This window comes from Kocuria sp. PD6, assembly GCF_031844145.1.
Classification (GTDB): domain Bacteria; phylum Actinomycetota; class Actinomycetes; order Actinomycetales; family Micrococcaceae; genus Kocuria; species Kocuria marina.
Map to the genome: position 1 here is coordinate 56440 of NZ_JAUZUS010000002.1, position 17055 is coordinate 73494.

Annotated in this window: 13 protein-coding genes, 3 tRNA genes and 1 riboswitch; of the genes, 8 read left to right on the forward strand and 8 right to left on the reverse strand. The window is 68.8% G+C overall.

All coding sequences use genetic code 11. The annotated features are described in order from the left end of the window. The first annotated feature begins 120 nt into the window (after positions 1 to 120). From Q9R22_RS01845 to Q9R22_RS01855, 3 genes are all read left to right on the forward strand, one after another. A complete protein-coding gene (locus Q9R22_RS01845; RefSeq protein ID WP_193519108.1) occupies positions 121 to 342 on the forward strand; it encodes a hypothetical protein in 222 nt (73 codons plus the stop codon). Between the two features lie 517 nt (positions 343 to 859). Beyond that, positions 860 to 993: riboswitch (TPP riboswitch) on the forward strand. 45 nt (positions 994 to 1038) lie between these two features. Beyond that, positions 1039 to 1803 carry a 3-oxoacyl-ACP reductase gene (locus Q9R22_RS01850; RefSeq protein WP_311253976.1) on the forward strand — a complete coding sequence of 255 codons (765 nt, stop codon included), beginning with the start codon at positions 1039 to 1041 and terminating at the stop codon, positions 1801 to 1803. Position 1804: 1 nt separating this feature from the next. Further along, positions 1805 to 3181 carry an LLM class flavin-dependent oxidoreductase gene (locus Q9R22_RS01855; protein ID WP_311253977.1) on the forward strand — a complete coding sequence of 459 codons (1377 nt, stop codon included), beginning with the start codon at positions 1805 to 1807 and terminating at the stop codon, positions 3179 to 3181. A gap of 108 nt (positions 3182 to 3289) precedes the next feature. On the opposite strand, the gene Q9R22_RS01860 is transcribed toward Q9R22_RS01855, so the two are convergent. After that, entirely contained in the window at positions 3290 to 4549 is a 1260-nt protein-coding gene (locus Q9R22_RS01860) for a phospholipase D-like domain-containing protein (RefSeq protein WP_311253978.1), read from the reverse strand. A 415-nt stretch (positions 4550 to 4964) separates the two neighbouring features. On the opposite strand from Q9R22_RS01860, the gene Q9R22_RS01865 reads away from it, so the two are divergent. The 3 genes from Q9R22_RS01865 to Q9R22_RS01875 all read left to right on the forward strand — a co-directional run bounded on the left by Q9R22_RS01865 (position 4965) and on the right by Q9R22_RS01875 (position 8678). Continuing rightward, positions 4965 to 5771, forward strand: a complete 807-nt coding sequence (locus tag Q9R22_RS01865; protein WP_311254038.1) for an exodeoxyribonuclease III — start codon at positions 4965 to 4967, stop codon at positions 5769 to 5771. A 3-nt stretch (positions 5772 to 5774) separates the two neighbouring features. Continuing rightward, positions 5775 to 6689, forward strand: coding sequence for a hypothetical protein (locus Q9R22_RS01870; RefSeq protein ID WP_311253979.1), 915 nt, complete (start codon positions 5775 to 5777; stop codon positions 6687 to 6689). A gap of 186 nt (positions 6690 to 6875) precedes the next feature. Then, positions 6876 to 8678, forward strand: a complete 1803-nt coding sequence (locus tag Q9R22_RS01875) for a glycoside hydrolase family 13 protein (RefSeq protein ID WP_396415657.1) — start codon at positions 6876 to 6878, stop codon at positions 8676 to 8678. An 81-nt stretch (positions 8679 to 8759) separates the two neighbouring features. Here Q9R22_RS01875 and Q9R22_RS01880 read toward each other — a convergent pair whose 3' ends face one another. The 5 genes from Q9R22_RS01880 to Q9R22_RS01900 all read right to left on the reverse strand — a co-directional run bounded on the left by Q9R22_RS01880 (position 8760) and on the right by Q9R22_RS01900 (position 11102). After that, the gene (locus Q9R22_RS01880; RefSeq protein ID WP_311253980.1) at positions 8760 to 9215 is read right to left on the reverse strand and encodes a hypothetical protein; all 456 of its coding nucleotides are present in this window, start codon (positions 9213 to 9215) and stop codon (positions 8760 to 8762) included. 340 nt (positions 9216 to 9555) lie between these two features. Beyond that, positions 9556 to 9628, reverse strand: a tRNA-Phe gene (locus Q9R22_RS01885). A 75-nt stretch (positions 9629 to 9703) separates the two neighbouring features. Further along, a tRNA-Asp gene (locus Q9R22_RS01890) sits at positions 9704 to 9777 on the reverse strand. Positions 9778 to 9866: 89 nt separating this feature from the next. Further along, positions 9867 to 9939: transfer RNA gene (locus Q9R22_RS01895), tRNA-Glu, on the reverse strand. A gap of 215 nt (positions 9940 to 10154) precedes the next feature. After that, the gene (locus Q9R22_RS01900; protein ID WP_311253981.1) at positions 10155 to 11102 is read right to left on the reverse strand and encodes a universal stress protein; all 948 of its coding nucleotides are present in this window, start codon (positions 11100 to 11102) and stop codon (positions 10155 to 10157) included. 161 nt (positions 11103 to 11263) lie between these two features. Between Q9R22_RS01900 and Q9R22_RS01905 the strand changes: the two genes are divergently transcribed. Further along, positions 11264 to 12625 carry a D-arabinono-1,4-lactone oxidase gene (locus Q9R22_RS01905; protein ID WP_311253982.1) on the forward strand — a complete coding sequence of 454 codons (1362 nt, stop codon included), beginning with the start codon at positions 11264 to 11266 and terminating at the stop codon, positions 12623 to 12625. 38 nt (positions 12626 to 12663) lie between these two features. Here Q9R22_RS01905 and Q9R22_RS01910 read toward each other — a convergent pair whose 3' ends face one another. Beyond that, positions 12664 to 13758 (reverse strand): LLM class flavin-dependent oxidoreductase, encoded by a 1095-nt coding sequence (locus Q9R22_RS01910; RefSeq protein ID WP_311253983.1) that lies wholly within the window; start codon positions 13756 to 13758, stop codon positions 12664 to 12666. Between the two features lie 164 nt (positions 13759 to 13922). Next, a complete protein-coding gene (locus Q9R22_RS01915) occupies positions 13923 to 15338 on the reverse strand; it encodes an FAD-dependent oxidoreductase (protein WP_311253984.1) in 1416 nt (471 codons plus the stop codon). A gap of 249 nt (positions 15339 to 15587) precedes the next feature. Between Q9R22_RS01915 and Q9R22_RS01920 the strand changes: the two genes are divergently transcribed. Next, positions 15588 to 17048 carry an NCS2 family permease gene (locus Q9R22_RS01920; protein WP_311253985.1) on the forward strand — a complete coding sequence of 487 codons (1461 nt, stop codon included), beginning with the start codon at positions 15588 to 15590 and terminating at the stop codon, positions 17046 to 17048. The last annotated feature ends 7 nt before the right edge of the window (positions 17049 to 17055 follow it).

A 17055-nucleotide genomic window follows, 5' to 3' on the forward strand; every position in this document is an offset into this window, starting at 1 on the left:
TTGCGCGGCGCACGCGGGGCGGCTTTCAAGAAGGTGGTCCCGCAGCAACCCACTCGGCTTCTCTGTCGCTGCGACCCGGGACACGAGACGATCTGGCAGTGACCTGCCTACGGTGGGGGCATGCTGAAACGGAATTCGGTGGGCTTGCTGATCCTGGGGTCCGCGATGGTGGCCCTCTTCGTGATCACCTTCATTGGAGCGCGGGAATCATGGCTGCTCATGACCCTGGAACTGCTTTTCGCCGTCATCTTTCTCACCAAGGCGGTGCAAGAACGGCGTGCAGAAGTCGCGGCACAGCGCCGTCGAGCGGCGCGCCGCCCCGCGAGCAACGGCCTGTCTTGACCGAGCTGCCACCGGCGGGACCGGTTATCCCGGACTGCGGTGCGGCTGTGGCTTGGAAACACGAGTCAACATCAGGCTGATTCCCCACAGGAACAGGACCAGCAGCGGTACGAGAATCATCATGGACGGCTCGTCCACGACTGTCACGCCGCCCACGTTCTCCCAGGTGCATGTGTGGCCCAGTGGCACCCAGCTCCACCCCGGCTCACCGTAGATCGAGCTTCCGTCGCCCAGTTCGCAGGACAGGGATCCGGAGTACACGAGTCGCTCCGCCACAAGCCCTCCGATCCAGGCGAGTACCGCTGCGAGCCACAGCACCCATCCGACGTTCCTTGCCCGCGAAGCGGCTGTTGGGTGTGACATTCACCCGTCTCCGTTCTGGCTGCCGTGCCCCTCCGCCGAGCGCGCTGCCGGTTATTTGGTCTCGCCACTTTCCTATCAGGGTTCCCTGCGACCCCATCCTTCTCGGTCAATCCGCTCACTTGATCCTCGCCAAACCTCCTTGACTACACTGACCACCAGTGACACGGGGTGCCGCCACCCTCCCCCTTCTCGCCCACCTGGCACGGAGTGGGGGACCGCAGCGGCTGAGATGACACCCGTTGAACCTGTCCAGTTAGTACTGGCGAAGGGATGTCACGGTCGCACCGCGCAGGTGGCGCACCGCTTTCTTCGCCGTGAGCCACAGGAGTGAGCATGCGGATCGAGAACACCATCGTCCTGGTCACCGGCGGAGCCCGCGGGCTCGGGGAGCACCTCAGCCGGGCGTTCGCGCGGGAGGGCGCGCGCGTCGTCGTGAACTACCACTCCAGCGAGGAGCGGGCCCGCGCGCTGGTCAGCGAACTCGGGGAGGACAGGGCACTCGCGGTCCAGGCGGATGTGACCGACGCCCACCAGGTTCGGGACATGGTCGCCCGGGCCCGGGAGCACTTCGGCGCGCCCATCACCGTGGCCGTGAACAACGCCCTGGTGGACTTCAGCTTCAACGGGGACGCCCGACCCACCCTCGAGGACCTGACCGCCGAGAACCTTACGCAGCAGTTCCAGGGCGCCGTGGTGGGCGCTCTCAACGTGATGCAGGCGGTCACCCCGGGTATGATGGAGGCCGGTGAGGGGCGCATCATCAACATCGGCACCAACCTCTTCCAGAACCCCGTGGTCCCCTACCACGACTACACCGCCGCGAAGGCCGCCCTGCTCGCCCTCACCCGCACCGCCGCCAAAGATCTCGGCCCGCAGGGCATCACCGTCAACATGATCTCCGGCGGCCTGCTGCGAACCACGGACGCGAGCGCCGCCACCCCGGACGAGGTCTTCGACTTCATTGCCGCCGGCACTCCCCTGGGCCGCGTGACCACCCCCGAGGAGTTCGCGGACACCGCCCTGTTCTTCGCCTCGGACTGGTCCCGCGGGGTCACCGGCCAGAACCTCGTGGTCGACGGTGGACTGGTGATGGACTGACATGGCCGCCCCGCACGACACCGCGCGGACCCCGTCCGCCGCCCCTGCGGCGTCCACCCGTCCCACCCAGGTGAACCAGCCGCCCGGGACACCCGCCCGGACGCTGCACCTCAACGCCTTCCTCTACGGGGCCGGCCACCACCAGGCCGCGTGGCGCGCGCCGGGCTCCCCGGTGCACCGCCTCACGGACATCGCCTACTACGAGGAGCTCGCGCGGACTGCCGAACGCGGTCTGTTCGACGCGGTGTTCTTCGCGGACGGGCACAGCGTGGGTGACGTCTCCGGCGGGCCCCGCTGGAGCCTGGAACCCCTGACAGCGCTGTCCGCGATGGCGCGGGCCACCGAGCGCGTCGGCCTGGTGTGCACGGTGTCCACCACGTTCTTCACCCCGTTCCACGCGGCCAGGATGCTCGCGTCCTTGGATCACATCTCGGGCGGGCGAGCGGGGTGGAACGTGGTGACCTCCATGTGGGACTCCGAGGCCCGCAACCACGGCTACCGGGCCATGCCGACCAAGGATGAGCGCTACGAGCGCGCCCGCGAGTTCGTGGAGGTGGCCCGCGCCCTGTGGGCCAGCTGGGACGAGGACGCCGTCACCGCAGACCCGGAGGGCCGGTGGGCTGAGCCCTCCAAGCTGCACCGCCTGCACCACGAGAGCCGCCACTTCCTGGTGGATGGACCCCTCACGGTTCCGCCCTCCCCCCAGGGGGAACCGGTCCTCTTCCAAGCGGGTGCCTCCGGGCCCGGCAAGGCACTCGCGGCCGACTTTGCAGAGGGGATCTACGCCGTGGCCTACGACCTGCCCGCCGCGCAGGAGTACTACGCGGCGGTGAAGGCCGAAGTGGCCCGCGCCGGGCGTGATCCCGGTTCCGTGATCGTGATGCCCGGTCTGGTCACGTACGTGGGCCGCACGCACGAAGAGGCCCTCGAGAAGCAGGCCCGCGTGGACCGTTTGCTCCCTGTGGAGCAGTCGCTCGCACAGCTCTCCACGTTCGTGGAGCAGGACTGCGCGCAGTGGGACCTAGATGCGCCCGTGCCCACGCTGCCGCCCCTGGAGGAGTTCACCGGTCCGCAGGGCCGCTACGGCACCATCCTGCGGATCATCGAGGCCGAGCGCCCCACGGTCCGCCAGTTGCTCGGCCGCCTCGCCGCCGGCGGGGGTCACTGCACGATGGTGGGCACCCCGGAGTCCATCGCGGATCGCATGCAGGAATGGTTCGACAACGCCGGCGCGGACGGCTTCAACCTCATGCCGCCCGTCCAGCCGGACTCCCTGGACGACTTCGTGGACCTCGTGGTCCCCGAACTCCAGCGCCGCGGCCTGTTCCGCACCACGTACACCGCCACCACGCTGAGGGGTCACCTCACGCGGGGTTGAGGCCCCGCTGCGCAACCCCGCCACAGGACGACGACGCCGCCCCGCACGGCGGGCGGGGCGGCGTCGGCGGCGGCGCCAGCGGTGTCGTCGTCGATCGGGAGGGTCCGGTCAGAGGAACGGGCGCAGCGGTACCAGGATCGTCTCGGCGACCCGGGCCATGGGGTGGCGATCGCGCCATTGGGGCGAGGACAGCTCCTCACAGTGCTCGCTGTCAGCGAGGAAGACCTTCTCCATCTCGGCCGCGAAATCCGGGTCCACGATCTCCACATTGGTCTCGTAGTTGAACGAGAGGGAGAGCCGGTCGATGTTGGCGGTGCCCACGGTGGACCACTCGCCGTCGATCGTGGCGGTCTTGGCGTGGATCATGCAGGCGGCATACAGCAAGATGGTGACCCCACCCTCCAACAACTGGCCGTAGAACCCGCGGGACACCCAGTCCGCCAGGATGTGGTTCGAGTCCTTGGGGACCATGATCCGCACATCCACCCCGCGAGCGGCCGCGTCCAGGAGGCAGTCCAGGATCTGCTGGTCGGGGATGAAGTAGGGCGTGTTCACCCAAATGTGGTGCTGCGCCCTGTTGATCGCGTTCATGTACATCTCGCGGATGGGGTACACGAGCTGGATGGGCAGGTTCGCGGAGACCCGCACCTCCAGGTCCCAATTCTTGGGCGCCACCCAGTCGATGGCGTGTTCCGGGTCCCGGTCCTCGTTCCACACGCTCGCGATGGAGCTGCGTAACCCCCATACCGCAGGCCCGATCTCCCGGATATGCGTGTCCCGCCACTGCCGGGAATAGAGAGAACCGAAGTTGTAGCCCCCCACGAAACCGATGTTGTCGTCCACCACCAGGATCTTGGAATGGTTGAAGCCCGAGAACCGCAGGGGCCCCTTCCAGAACGGGCGGCGCACCACCGGCATCCGGTACACGTGGACCCGGTCCGAGAAGTCGTAGAAGGAGGACGGGATCACGAGGTTCGCGAACCCGTCGTAGATGATGAACACCTCCACGCCCCGATCCGCGGCCCGGTTGAACGCGTCCAGGAAGCGCTGACCCGTCTCGTCGTTCTTCCAGATGAACGTCTCCATGTGGATGGAGTGCTGGGCGTTGTCGATGGCATCGAGCATGTCCTCGTACACCGACTCACCCGACGTGTAGATGGTGATGTCAGAGTCCTGCACGTGCGCGTTGAACGTCCCGGGGTGCGGGGCGTCACGCTGCTGACGCCCGTGATGCTTCCACCAGTCGAGCCCGGCGAGCGAGGCGATCACCACGGCCTGCGCCCCCAGCAGGGCACCAGCACCCGCACCGGCCGCTTTCAGGAGGATACGGCGTTCTCTGATCTCGGCTAGCGCCCGCCTTGCGTCCATGACCTCACACTACTGCGGCGTCACATGGCGCGTCCCGGATCATGACCGGACCGGCCCTGGGAATTCACACCGCCCGTCCCGCGACCAGGGGCACTGAGGTGTTACGCGGCGGGAATCCGCCGAATGGCAATCCGCCCCGTCCCATAAGCCCTCGTGGAAGGACGACCTCGTGGGCGACGCCGCCACACAGAACCCGGGCGCCGCCGCGTCCGTGGCCCCGGACGTCACCGCGAGCGAGGCCAGCCAGGACGCGAACGAGGCGCAGGACCAGGCTGGCGAAGCCATGGAGTCCGCTGCCCCGCAGGCCTGCGACAACACCGTCGGAACCGATCCGCTCGGTCCCTCGTACGAGAACCCGGGCCGTCGTCCGCCCGCGGTTTCCCAGCGTGGGCCGCGGCTCGCTACGGTGGACCCCATGAGAATCGCCACGTGGAACGTGAACTCCATCCGCGCCCGCGCCGACCGCATCGAGGCGTGGCTCGACCGCTCGGACGTGGATGTCCTGGCCATCCAGGAGACCAAGGCCAAGGACGAGAACTTCCCATGGGAGCTGTTCGAGTTCGCGGGCTACGAAGTGGCGCATTTCGGCGTGAATCAGTGGAACGGCGTCGCCATCGCGTCCCGCGTGGGGCTCAAGGACGTGGAGCGCACGTTCCCCGGTCAGCCCACGTTCGGCAAACCCGGCCAGGAACCCGCCCAGGAGGCGCGCGCGATCGCCGCCACGTGCGACGGCGTGCAGATCTGGTCCCTCTACGTGCCCAACGGTCGCGGCCTGGAGGACCCCCACATGCCGTACAAGCTCGAGTGGCTGCGTGTCCTGGAGGGCCACGCCGAACAGTGGCTGCAGGAGGACCCGCAGGCCCAGATCGCACTTGTGGGTGACTGGAACGTGGCCCCGCGTGACGAGGACGTGTGGGACATCCAGCTCTTCCGCGACGGCGGGTACACCCATGTGAGCGAACCCGAGCGCGCAGCCTTCAACGCGTTCATCGAGGACGCCGGGTTCCAGGACGTGGTCCGCGAGCGCCACCCCGGACCGGGCGTGTACACGTACTGGGACTACACGCAGCTGCGCTTCCCCAAGAAGGAAGGCATGCGCATCGACTTCCAGCTGTGCTCCCCCGCGCTCGCGGCCCGTGTGCAGGACGCGTGGATCGATCGCGAGGAGCGCAAGGGCAAGGGCGCGTCCGACCACGCCCCGGTCGTCATCGAGATCGACTGAGCCATGCCCCTGATCAACGTGGGCAGCGCCTACCGCAGCATCACGGGCCCGCCCATGCGCTTCGCGCTGCGGATCTACGTGCCCCAGCAGGATCTCGACGCCGCCTACGCACCCGGCATCCCCCGCGCCCTGGACCCCTTTACCGCGGGCGTGCACGAACTTTCGGAGCAACTGGCCCGACTGTCCGACACCTCCCAGCCGTTGCTCCCGCCCGCACGCGAGCCGCTGTGGACCATGCCGTTCTCCACCGCACCCGCCGGTTCGCGACGCCTGCCCGGACCCACCGGCGACTTCCCGGTCTTCCACCCCACGCAACGGCTGCGTCGATCCCTTCGCCTGTTCACGGCCGCGGAGAACGACGACAGCGCCCAGTTGCTGCCGCTACTCGTTCCGGAGAAGCAGGTCAGCGACGCTGCGAAGGCCACGTCCCGCGAGACGTTCGACCCCGTGTACACCCGTGAGTCCGCGTACGTGGTCCCGCTCGCGTGGTTCGCGGCCTTCGCCCCAGAGGACCACGTGACCTCCTACCACTCCGGGCACGAGGTGCACCGACTCATCGCCCCCGCGGACGCCGCCGCGCGCCGGGTGATCCAGGCCGCCCAGACCGTGGAGGACGCCGCTCAGCAAGCCTCGGGGGGCGCTGACGAGCACGACCTCCCGGACGAGGCGCGCCAGGCTGCGGCGTTCGCGCAGGACCTCACCCGCCTGGGGCGGTGGCTGGGCGCGTTCAGCGCTGCCTCCGTGGTGAGCCTGGACTACGGGTCCATCGCGGATCGGCTCCAGCCGGACGAGAGCCCCCGGGACATGGCGGACGCCGTGGAACTGCTGCGCGAAGGGGATCTGGCGGCGGCCACCGCGGCGCTGCGCCGGATCTTCATGCGCTGGGCACCGCTGGCCCACTTGCAGCAGGCGAACTGAGGCGGGGAGGGGCGGGGGGCCGTCGTCCGACGCATCTGCGCCAACCCATCCCTGCGCTTTTACTCAGCTAAAGCAGCTCAGCGTCCGAAAATCTGCTTTAGCTAAGTAAAAGCGGGGGGGGGGACGCTCGACGATGGGGGCGCGGTGGCTGCGAGGCCCCCGTGGGAGATGGGTAGCCTGGATCCCGTGACTTCCGACCCCTCAACGCACTCCGACCACCGCACCACGGCTCCCTCCGCCCGGTCCGACCAGACCGCCTCGGTCTCCACTGCCAGCGCCAGCGACACCAGTGCCCGTACCGCGACAGGCACCGAATGGTGGCGCGACGCCGTCATCTACCAGGTGTATCCCCGCTCCTTCAAGGACTCCAACGGGGACGGCATGGGGGACCTGGGCGGGGTCACCCAGAAGCTGCCATACCTCAAGCACCTGGGCGTGGACGCGGTGTGGCTCTCCCCGTTCTACCTCTCCCCGCAGCACGACGCCGGGTACGACGTCGCGGACTACCGCACCGTGGATCCGCGCTTCGGTTCACTCGAGGACTTCGACCGGCTGCGGGAGGAAGCGCACCGGTTGGGCCTGAAGATCATCGTGGACCTGGTACCCAATCACACGTCCGAGGACCACGAGTGGTTCCGGGCCGCCCTGGCCTCCGAGCCGGGCTCCCCGGAGCGGGACCGCTACATGTTCCGCGAGGGCAGGGGCGAGAACGGCGAGGAGCCGCCCAACAATTGGAAGTCCTTGTTCGGGGGGCGGGCGTGGACCCGGGTGCCGGACGGGCAGTGGTATCTGCACCTGTTCGATTCTTCCCAACCAGACCTCAACTGGGAGAACCCGGAGGTGTGGGAGAAGTTCCGGGCGATCCTGCGGTTCTGGCTGGACCGCGGGGCGGACGGTTTCCGGGTGGACGTGGCCCACGGCATGATCAAGGCCCCGGGCCTGCCGGACTGGGACGAGCAGGTCCACATGGTCGAGGGCACGGATGCCCAGGGCGCCCAGGACGAGCCCGACGGCCCCAGCAAGACCATGGACACCGGCCCCTACTTCGACCAGGACGGGGTGCACGAGATCTACCGGGACTGGCACACGGTGCTTCAGGAGTACCCCGGTGATCGCATGCTCGTGGTGGAGGCATGGGTGGGTCCCGCCGAGCGCCTGGCTCGCTATGTGCGCCCGGACGAGGCGCAGCAGGCCTTCAACTTCGACTTCCTGGTGGCCGGGTGGCATCGCGACCGCATGCGGGACACCATCGAGATCTCCCTGCGCGCCAATGCGGCCGTGGGCGCGCCGTCCACGTGGGTGCTCTCCAATCACGACACGGTCCGCCACGCCTCGCGCTACGGGTTGAGCTCCCGCACGGCCTACCCCAACGGGATCGGCGCGCAGGACGAGCAACCGCACGCCGGTCAGGGGCTGCGCCGGGCGCGCGCCGCCACCCTCGTGGAGCTCTCCCTCCCGGGTTCCGCGTACATCTACCAAGGCGACGAGCTCGGTCTGCCGGAGCACACCGAGTTGCCGGATGCCGCGCGGCAGGACCCCACCTTCCATCGCACCGCGGGTTCGGAGCTGGGGCGCGACGGCGCTCGCGTCCCCCTGCCGTGGGCTCCCGTGGGTGACGGGCTGGGTTTCGGTCCGGATCCGTGGTTGCCGCAGCCCGAATCCTTCGCTGGGATCACGGTGGACCACCAACTGGGTGACCCGCAGTCCACGCTCAACCTGTACCGCCGGGCTCTGGAACTCCGGCACGACCTGGAACTGGGCACGGCCGAGTTCGCGTGGCATCCTCTGAGCGAGGGTGACCAGGACGTCCTCGCCTACACCATGTCGTGCGGGACCGGCGAGACCGTGCTGGTGGCCGCGAACCTCGGGGAGAGCGAGATCGGTTTCGACGAGCTCTCTCGCGGTGAGCTGCTTCTGGCAAGTGGCCAGAACGCCGTGGTCAACGACCGGTTGAGCGTGGACAGCGCGGTCTGGCTGCGCCTGACGTGATCCCCGCGCCGAGGCTGACCCCCGTCTAAAGGGCGAAGCCCGGGGCGAATGGCAAAACGGATCTCGGAACGGACCTCGGGATCAGTGGCGCGGTGTGCTCGCGCAATTAGCCCGCAACCACGACTCGGCCGGCTCCAACGCCCGGTGGATCCGCACGGCCTCCGAGGGCTGGAGGGTGGCGCCGGCGTCGTCGAGGATGTCCCGGACGTCGTCGAACGCCGGACGAACCTCGGCGGGGAGCTTCCCACGGAGTCGGCTGACGGACTCAAGGGCCTGTTCCAGGGTGTCCTCGTTCGCGTCCTCGTCCTCGCTGCGATCGGTGAGGGGCAGCAGCTCCAGCCCGCTGTAGACCTCGGCCACGTCGAAGCACGTCTGGGTGTCCGCGGGGCTCGCGGACGGCGCGCGGGGCGCGGCGCTCGCGGACGGCGTGATGGGTGAGAGTTCGATCATGGTGGTCTGGCCCTGCCGCGCGCCACACGCCGTGAGGAGCACGATGAGACCGGCCCCCGCCAGCAGTGCGCGCACTTGGTGATTCACAGCTGATCCTTCCGATCCGGCCACCCGGGTCCGTCCGATCCGGCGTCGGGTCCCGCTGCGCTCGCTGACCCAGGGCTGCTGGACCGACGCAGCGGAACCGCGCAGTCCTTCCGCAGCGTCCGCGAACGGCCCACTCCACGCTAGGGTCCCAACCTCGGCGCACCCTGGAGGTCGGGTGCACGCCACCACCACGCCACCAACCCGCAGCAGTGCTGGTCGAAGATACCGCCCGGCCCATGCCGAGCTACTTCGAGGGACCCGCCCGGCGAACGTCGGGCCGCTCCGAGAAGCGGGAGGACATGAAGAAACCCCCGCGTGTAGAAGCCACGCGGGGGTTCAGTGGCTCCGACCGGCGTCGATCCGGTGACCTTACGATTTTCAGTCGTACGCTCTACCAACTGAGCTACAGAGCCAGGCACGTTCCCGGAGGCAACCTCCGGTGATATGCCGCGACGGCGCGAAAAGTTTCCTTTTCATCGCCGCCTAAGCGACCCTGACGGGACTTGAACCCGCGACCTCCGCCGTGACAGGGCGGCGCGCTAACCAACTGCGCTACAGGGCCTTGATTGTTTCCAACGAGTGAACATCCTACCAGGACGAACGACTCACTGTGCAAATCGCTCACCCCGCGGTACCTCGCACGGGAAAACGTACCCCCAACGGGATTCGAACCCGTGCCGCCGCCGTGAAAGGGCGGTGTCCTAGGCCGCTAGACGATGGGGGCCAGAACGCCGTCCGAGCATCACCAGCGGCAATATCGGACGATGGACCGTGAGTAGCTTAGAGGCAAACGGCTCGGTTGCACAAACCCGCGCGGTGTCCCGCCAGGCCCGCGCACGCCGCGGAACGGCGGGGATGGCACCCCGGGGGGCGGCACCCCGATGGGGCACATCGCGTTCGACACCAGGCGTCGGCACCGAGCAGCGGCGCCGCCTCGATTCAGATCGCGACGTCCGGTCTGTCCGAGAGTCGCGGGTCCCGGATGCACGGCACAATCATGGCCGGCCCGGCACTGTTGTGCAGCACCCCTTGGGACGTGGAGCCCAACAGCATGCCCGCGAATCCGCCGCGACCGCGGGTCCCCGTGACCACCAGTTGGTTCTGGGCCGAACGTTCCACGAGGACGTGGATGGGGGATCCGTCCACGAGCTCGCCGGTGATGTCCAGGTTCGGGAAGTGCCCGCGCAGCCACCGCACGCCGGCGTCGATCGCGGCCTGGATCTCCCCGCGCAGGTTGTCGAAGTCCACGGGCGAGGGCAGCCACGCGGAGGATCCGGAGTCCGACGGCGCGGCGCACACCACGGTCAGCGGCACCCCGAGCTGTTCGGCCTCCTCCGCGGCCCACAGCATCGCGGAACTCGCCTGTTGGGAACCATCCGAGCCCACGGTCACACCGTCCACGAACGCCTGACGGCGGCTCACGTTCTCGTGCAGTTGGTACTCCCTGCCCCACTGAAGGGGGATGATCCCCACGGGGCAGTGCGCGTGGGCGGGCACCGCGGTGGACACCGAACCCAGCAGGCGGCCGATCAACCCGCCCCGACCGCGGGAGCCCAGGACCAGCAACTGGGCGTCCTCGCTCAGTTCGAGCAACACACTGGAGGGGTCCCCGGCCTGGACGGTGGACCGGACGTCCACGTCCAACTCGGCCACGTGGCGTCGTGCCTCGCCCACGAGGTCCTCCACGGCCCGGTTCATGGCGGCGTCGTCGAACGCGGCGTAGCCGACGTCGAAAGTGGAGCCCCCGATCATCGGCACCGAGTAGGCGGTCACCACGTGCAGCGGCGCCCCGCGGCGGTGGGCCTCCCGGGCGGCCCAGTGCAGGGCGGCCATGCTCTGCTCGGAACCGTCCACACCCACGACGATCTCGGCCTCACGTGCGTTCATGGTGCTCCCTCCCTGGGCAGGATGTCCTGGTGCCAGCCTAGTCGTGTGCTCCCCCACACCGCGGAGGCGGTGAGATGATGGACGAGCCCCGGGGCGTGCTCCACGCAGCGCGTCCCGGAGGACGACATCGAGGGGCCGAGCCCCCGGAACGGAGGCGAGCCATGAGCGCAAGAGCCGAGCACCCCACCATGGCGGCGCAGGTCAGGGGCGGCACGTGGCGGTCGTGGGGCGGCAACCTTACCTTCAAGCCGGCCGTGACCGTGCGCCCCACGGACTCAGACCAGGTGCTGCAGGTTCTCCAGGAGGCCGCCTCGCAGGGCGTGGCGGTGCGCCCGGCCGGGTCCGGGCGCAGCTGCTCCCCTCTGGTCCCCACCGAGGGCGTGCTGCTGGACACCTCGGCGCTTAAGGGTCTGGTGTCCGTGGACGAGGACCACCAGCGGGTCACGGTGTTTGCCGGGACCACGCTGCAGGAGCTGAACCTGGCCCTGGAGCAGCACGGGCTGGCGCTGGCCAACCTGCCCGACTCCTCGCACATGAGCGTGGGCGGAGCACTGGCCACGGGCACCCACGGCACGGGGCTGGGCCAGCCATCGCTGGGCGGGCAGGTGGTCGGGCTGAGCCTCGCAACCCCGGGGGGCGAGCTGATCTCCTGCTCCGATACCCACCGTCCCGAGCTGCTCGACGCCGCCCGGGTGAACCTGGGCGTGCTGGGCGTGGTGGTCTCCGTGACGTTCCAATGCGTCAACGCGTTCCGGCTGCACTGCGCCGAGTTCCGCGAGCCGATCGGATCCCTGCTGGACACCATGCAGGAGCGGATGTCCGCCGCGGACCACTTCGAGTTCTCGTGGATGCCGGGCACCACCGTGGCCCACACCCGCATCCTGAGCCGGTTGCACCGCCTCCCGGAGACCTACACGCGCCCCGCCTCGCTCATCTCCCGGGCGCTGCGACGCACGGACGACGCCGTCCTGCGCACCTCCCTGACCGCCGGGCTGGGCCGCGTGGGGAACCTGATCCCGCGTGCGGTGAGCCGGCTCAACCGGATCGAGTCCCTCGCGGAGAGCTCCCGGCGCTACACGGACGTGTCCTACCGCGTGTTCACGGTGGCCCGCCCGGTGCGCTACGTGGCCGCCGAGTACGCCCTACCGCTGGAGGCCACCGCCTCCGCGGTGCGCGAACTGCGCACCCTGGTGGACGCTCACGTGTACGACCTCGCGTTCCCCATGACCGTGCGCTGCTCCCCGCCGGACCAGGGGCACCTCTCCCCCGCGGGAGGCCGGTACACGGGGTGGATCAACCTGCGCCAGTACGGCCGGCGACCCAGCCAGACCTTCCTCACCGCCGCCGAGCAGATCCTTGTGGACCACGGCGGCCGCCCCCACTGGGGCACACTGCACACCCGGACCGCCGAGGAACTCGCGCCCCTCTACACACAGTGGGACGAGTTTCTCACTCTGCGCGCCGCCATGGACCCCCAGGGCACCCTGCTCAACCCCCACCTCCGGAGGCTGCTGGGACTCTAATGCCCGCTCGTTCCGCCCCTGCGCGGAGCCTGCACTGCTTAGAGCAGACCGTCGGCTTCGAGGAGCGGACGGACGCCCTCGCCGAACCAGTAGGCCTCCTCGAGGCACGGGTATCCGGAGAGCACGAACTCGTCGATGCCCGCGGCAACATACTCCGCCATGAGGTCGGCCACCTCCCGGTGGGACCCCACCATGGCCGTCCCCGCTCCACCACGCAGTAGGCCCACTCCTGCCCACAGGCCGGGGTGGACCTGCAACTTGGTCGCGGAACCACCGTGCAGATCCAGCATCCGGCGCTGCCCCTCGGACTCGGAACGGCGCAGCGCTTCCTGCTGCTCCTGGATCATCCGTTCGTCCACGCCCGCGAGCATGCCCTCGGCCACCGCCCATGCCTGAGCCGACGTCTCCCGCGAAATGGTGTGCAGACGGATGCCAAAGCGCACGCCGCGTCCGCGTGCCCTGGCGAGTTCACGGATCCGGTCGATCTTCTCCTTTGCCTGTTGCGGTGGTTCGCCCCATGTGAGGAAGACATCCGCGTGTTCCGCAGCCACGGTGGCCGCAGCTGCGGAGGAACCCCCGAAGTACACCTGCGGACGGGGCGCAGGCGGGAAGTCCAGCCTGGCCTGCTCCACGGCGAGGTGCTCACCTCGGTAGTCGAAGGGTGGCTCGTGATCCCACAGACGGGACACGATGTCCAGGAACTCTCCGGTCCGAGCGTAGCGACCGTCTTTGTCCAAGAAGTCCCCGAAGGCGCGCTGCTCGGTGGACTCCCCGCCGGCAACCACGTTGACGTTGAGCCGGCCCCCCGTGAGGTCCTGGTACGTGGCCGCCATCTGGGCCGCCAGGGTGGGGGACATGGCTCCGGGACGCAACGCCACGAGGAACTTGAGTTTTTCCGTGTGCTGGGAGATGGCGGCCGTGGTCAACCAGGCGTCCTGGCACCACAGGCCCGTGGGCGAGAGCACGGATTCGAAACCGTTGTATTCCGCCGCCTGCGCCACCTGCACCAGATAGGGCAGACGCGGCCCACGCAGGGTCTCCGTGGCCTGAATCCTCGCCCCGTGGCCTCCGCCCACGATGCCGCGGGAATCCGACGCGGTGGGGAGGAACCAATGGAGGGACATCGGGGCCATGGGAAACACTCCTGTCGTAACTGTTCGGTCCAGGCCACGCTACGACTGACGGAGCTGAGGCTCACGCGTCACGTCACTCAAGGACACACAACCGATCCCACCCAGCGCCTGGGCAGGCGTCGACCCAAGGGCGTGCAGGGGAGGGGAGGACGACCCGATGGGCGCTACTGCTGGACAGCTCCGCGGGAGACCGCCACCATCTCGTCCCGCTCCACGACCTTGACGCGCTCGCGGGGGTTGCCCTCGGCGTCGTGGGAGGACTGGCCCAAGCTCTGTTCGTACTCGTCCAGCACGAGCCAGCCGTCCCACGTGGTGTACTGAACGCCCTTGTCCTCGAGCAGTTCCACCACGGCCTCGGGCTGCGGGTGATCCGGATCCGCGAGGGACGCGCGGTCCTCCATGATGTGGTTCACGGTCTCGAGGGCGTCGGACTTGGTGGCCCCGATCAGGCCCACGGGGCCGCGCTTGATCCAGCCCGTGGCGTACACGCCGGGAACCGGGGAACCGTCTGCCTCGATCACGCGGCCCTCCTCGTTGAGGATCACACCGCGTTCGGGATCGAACGGCAGCTCGGGCAGGGGCGAGCCCAGGTACCCGATCGCGTGGTAGACGGCCTGCACGGGGAACTCGGTGTACTCGCCCGTGCCGGTCACGGAGGCGTCCCCGTTGAGCCGGGTACGTTCCATGCGGATGGCGCGGACCTTGCCGTTCTCGTCCCCGAGGATCTCGTCCGGGGTCTGCAGGAAGTGCAGGTGCAGGCGGCGGGACGCCGTCTTGGGGGAATCGTCCTCGCGCCACTTCTGCAGCGTCTTCATCATGACCTTGATCTGGTTGTTCTCGGCCATGGCCTTCTCGGAGGCCTCGTCGAACTGGAAGTCGTCGTCGTAGACCACGATGTCCACGTCACGGGACTTAGCGAGCTCACGCAGTTCGAGCGGCGTGAACTTGATCTGGGCCGGACCGCGGCGGCCGAAGATGTGCACGTCCGTGACCGGGGACTTGCGCAGCCCCTGGTACACGTTGCCCGGGATCTCGGTCACGAGCATGTCCTCGGCGTGCTTGGACAGCACGCGAGCCACGTCCAGGGCCACGTTGCCGTTGCCGATCACCGCGATCTCCTTGGCCTCGAGCGGCCACGTGCGCGGGTAGTCGGGGTGGCCGTCGTACCACGCCACGAAACGGGCGGCGCCGTAGGAGCCGTCCAGGTCCGCGCCGGGGATCTGCAGCGGCGCGTCGTTGACCGCACCCGTAGCGAAGATCACGGCGTCGTAGTGGGTCAGGAACTCCCCGAGGGTGATGTCCTTGCCGTACTCCACGTTGCCGAAGAACCGGATGTCACCGCGGTCCAGGATGGAACGCAGCGCCGTGATGATGCCCTTGATCCGGGGGTGGTCCGGGGCCACGCCGTAGCGGATGAGCCCGAACGGGGTGGGGTAACGGTCGAACAGATCCACGCTGACCTCGAGCTCACCCTCACGGACCGCCTCGGTCTTGGTGAGCATGTCCGCGGCGTAGATGCCGGCCGGGCCTGCGCCGATCACGGCCACGCGCAGCGGACGTTGGGTGTTGGAAGTTGTCACGGAATTCCTTTCGACGCGCACGCGTGTCTCACGTGCTTGCAGGGACTTGGATCAACGGTAGTGAACGCGGGTCAGTCTTGCCTAACCACGCGGAGGAGCTCGCGTGGCCGCCCGCACCACATGCGCGCCCCGCCCTGCGGAACCGGCGGGGCAGCACGGTACGCGGGCGGCGGCGTCGTAGTATTTCTACACAAACATCCCCCACCCGTCCCGTTCGGCGCCCGAACGCGCCCACCCGTGAGGATCCCTATGTCGTCATCCACCCCGCCCGCTCAGCGCAGCGAGCCCCGAGGCGGGCTGGACCGCTTCTTCTCCATCACCCGGCGCGGTTCCACTGTGGGCCGGGAGGTCCGCGGTGGCGTGGCCACGTTCATCGCCATGAGCTACATCGTGGTGCTCAACCCGCTGGTACTCGGCTACGGCCAGGACGCGGCGGGCAACACCCTGGGTGGCGCGCGGGTGGCCGCCGTGACGGCCCTGGTGGCCGGCGTGATGACCATCGTCATGGGCGTGTGGGCCCGGTCCCCGTTCGGCATGGCCGCGGGGCTGGGCGTCAACGCGTTCCTCGCCGTCACCATCGCCACCAACCCAGGGCTCACGTGGCCCGAGGTGATGGGCCTGGTGATCTGGGCCGGCGTGATCATGGTGGTGCTGGTGCTCACCGGCTTCCGCACCGCCGTGTTCAACGCGGTGCCGGCGTCGCTGAAGACGGCCATCGTGGTGGGCATCGGACTGTTCATCGCCCTGATCGGCTTCGTCAACGCCGGGTTCGTGCGCCGCATGCCGGACGCCGCCGGGACCACCGTGCCCGTGCAGCTGGGCAGCGGGGGCCAGCTCTTCGGGTGGCCCACTCTGACCTTCGTGGTGGGGCTGCTGCTGACCGTGGCGCTGATGGTGCGCAATGTGAAGGGCGGAATCCTGATCTCGGTGGTGCTCACCACCGTCCTGGCGCACGTGCTGGAGGCGGTGGCACCCTCGGGATCCTCCACCGAGAACGCGTACGGCTGGTCGCTCGTGGTGCCCGCCACTCCGGACGGGTTCTTCGGCCTCCCGGACCTCTCCCTGATCGGCTCGGCGGCGCCCCTGGAGGCGTTCCAGCAGCTCGGGGCGATCTCCTGCCTGCTGCTGATCTTCACCATCCTGCTGTCCGTGTTCTTCGACGCGATGGGCACGATGGTCGGGCTCTCCCAGCAGGCCGGTCTTGTGGCCGAGGACGGCCAGATCGAGCACGTGGACCGTGTGCTGCTCGTGGACGCGCTGGGTGCCGTTGCCGGTGGCGCCGGGTCCGCGTCCTCCAACCAGATCTTCGTGGAGTCCTCCACGGGGATCGCCGACGGCGCCCGCACGGGTCTCGCGAACGTCGTCACGGGCGCACTGTTCCTGGCTGCGATGTTCCTGACGCCGCTGGTCAGCCTGGCCCCGTTCGAGGCGGTGGCGCCCGCCATGGTCGTCGTGGGCTTCCTGATGGCCCGCAACGTCGTCGACATCGACTGGCAGGACTGGGGCGTGGCCGTGCCCTCTTTCCTCACCTTCGCCGTCATGCCGTTCACCTACTCCATCGCGGACGGCATCGGTGCGGGCTTCGTCTCCTACGTCTTCATCCGTCTCGTCCAGGGCCGCGCAAAGGACATCCACCCGCTGATGTATGTGGTGGCGCTGGCCTTCGTGATGTTCTTCGGCGTGGGCGTCATTGAGGGCTGGGCGGCCTGACGCCCGT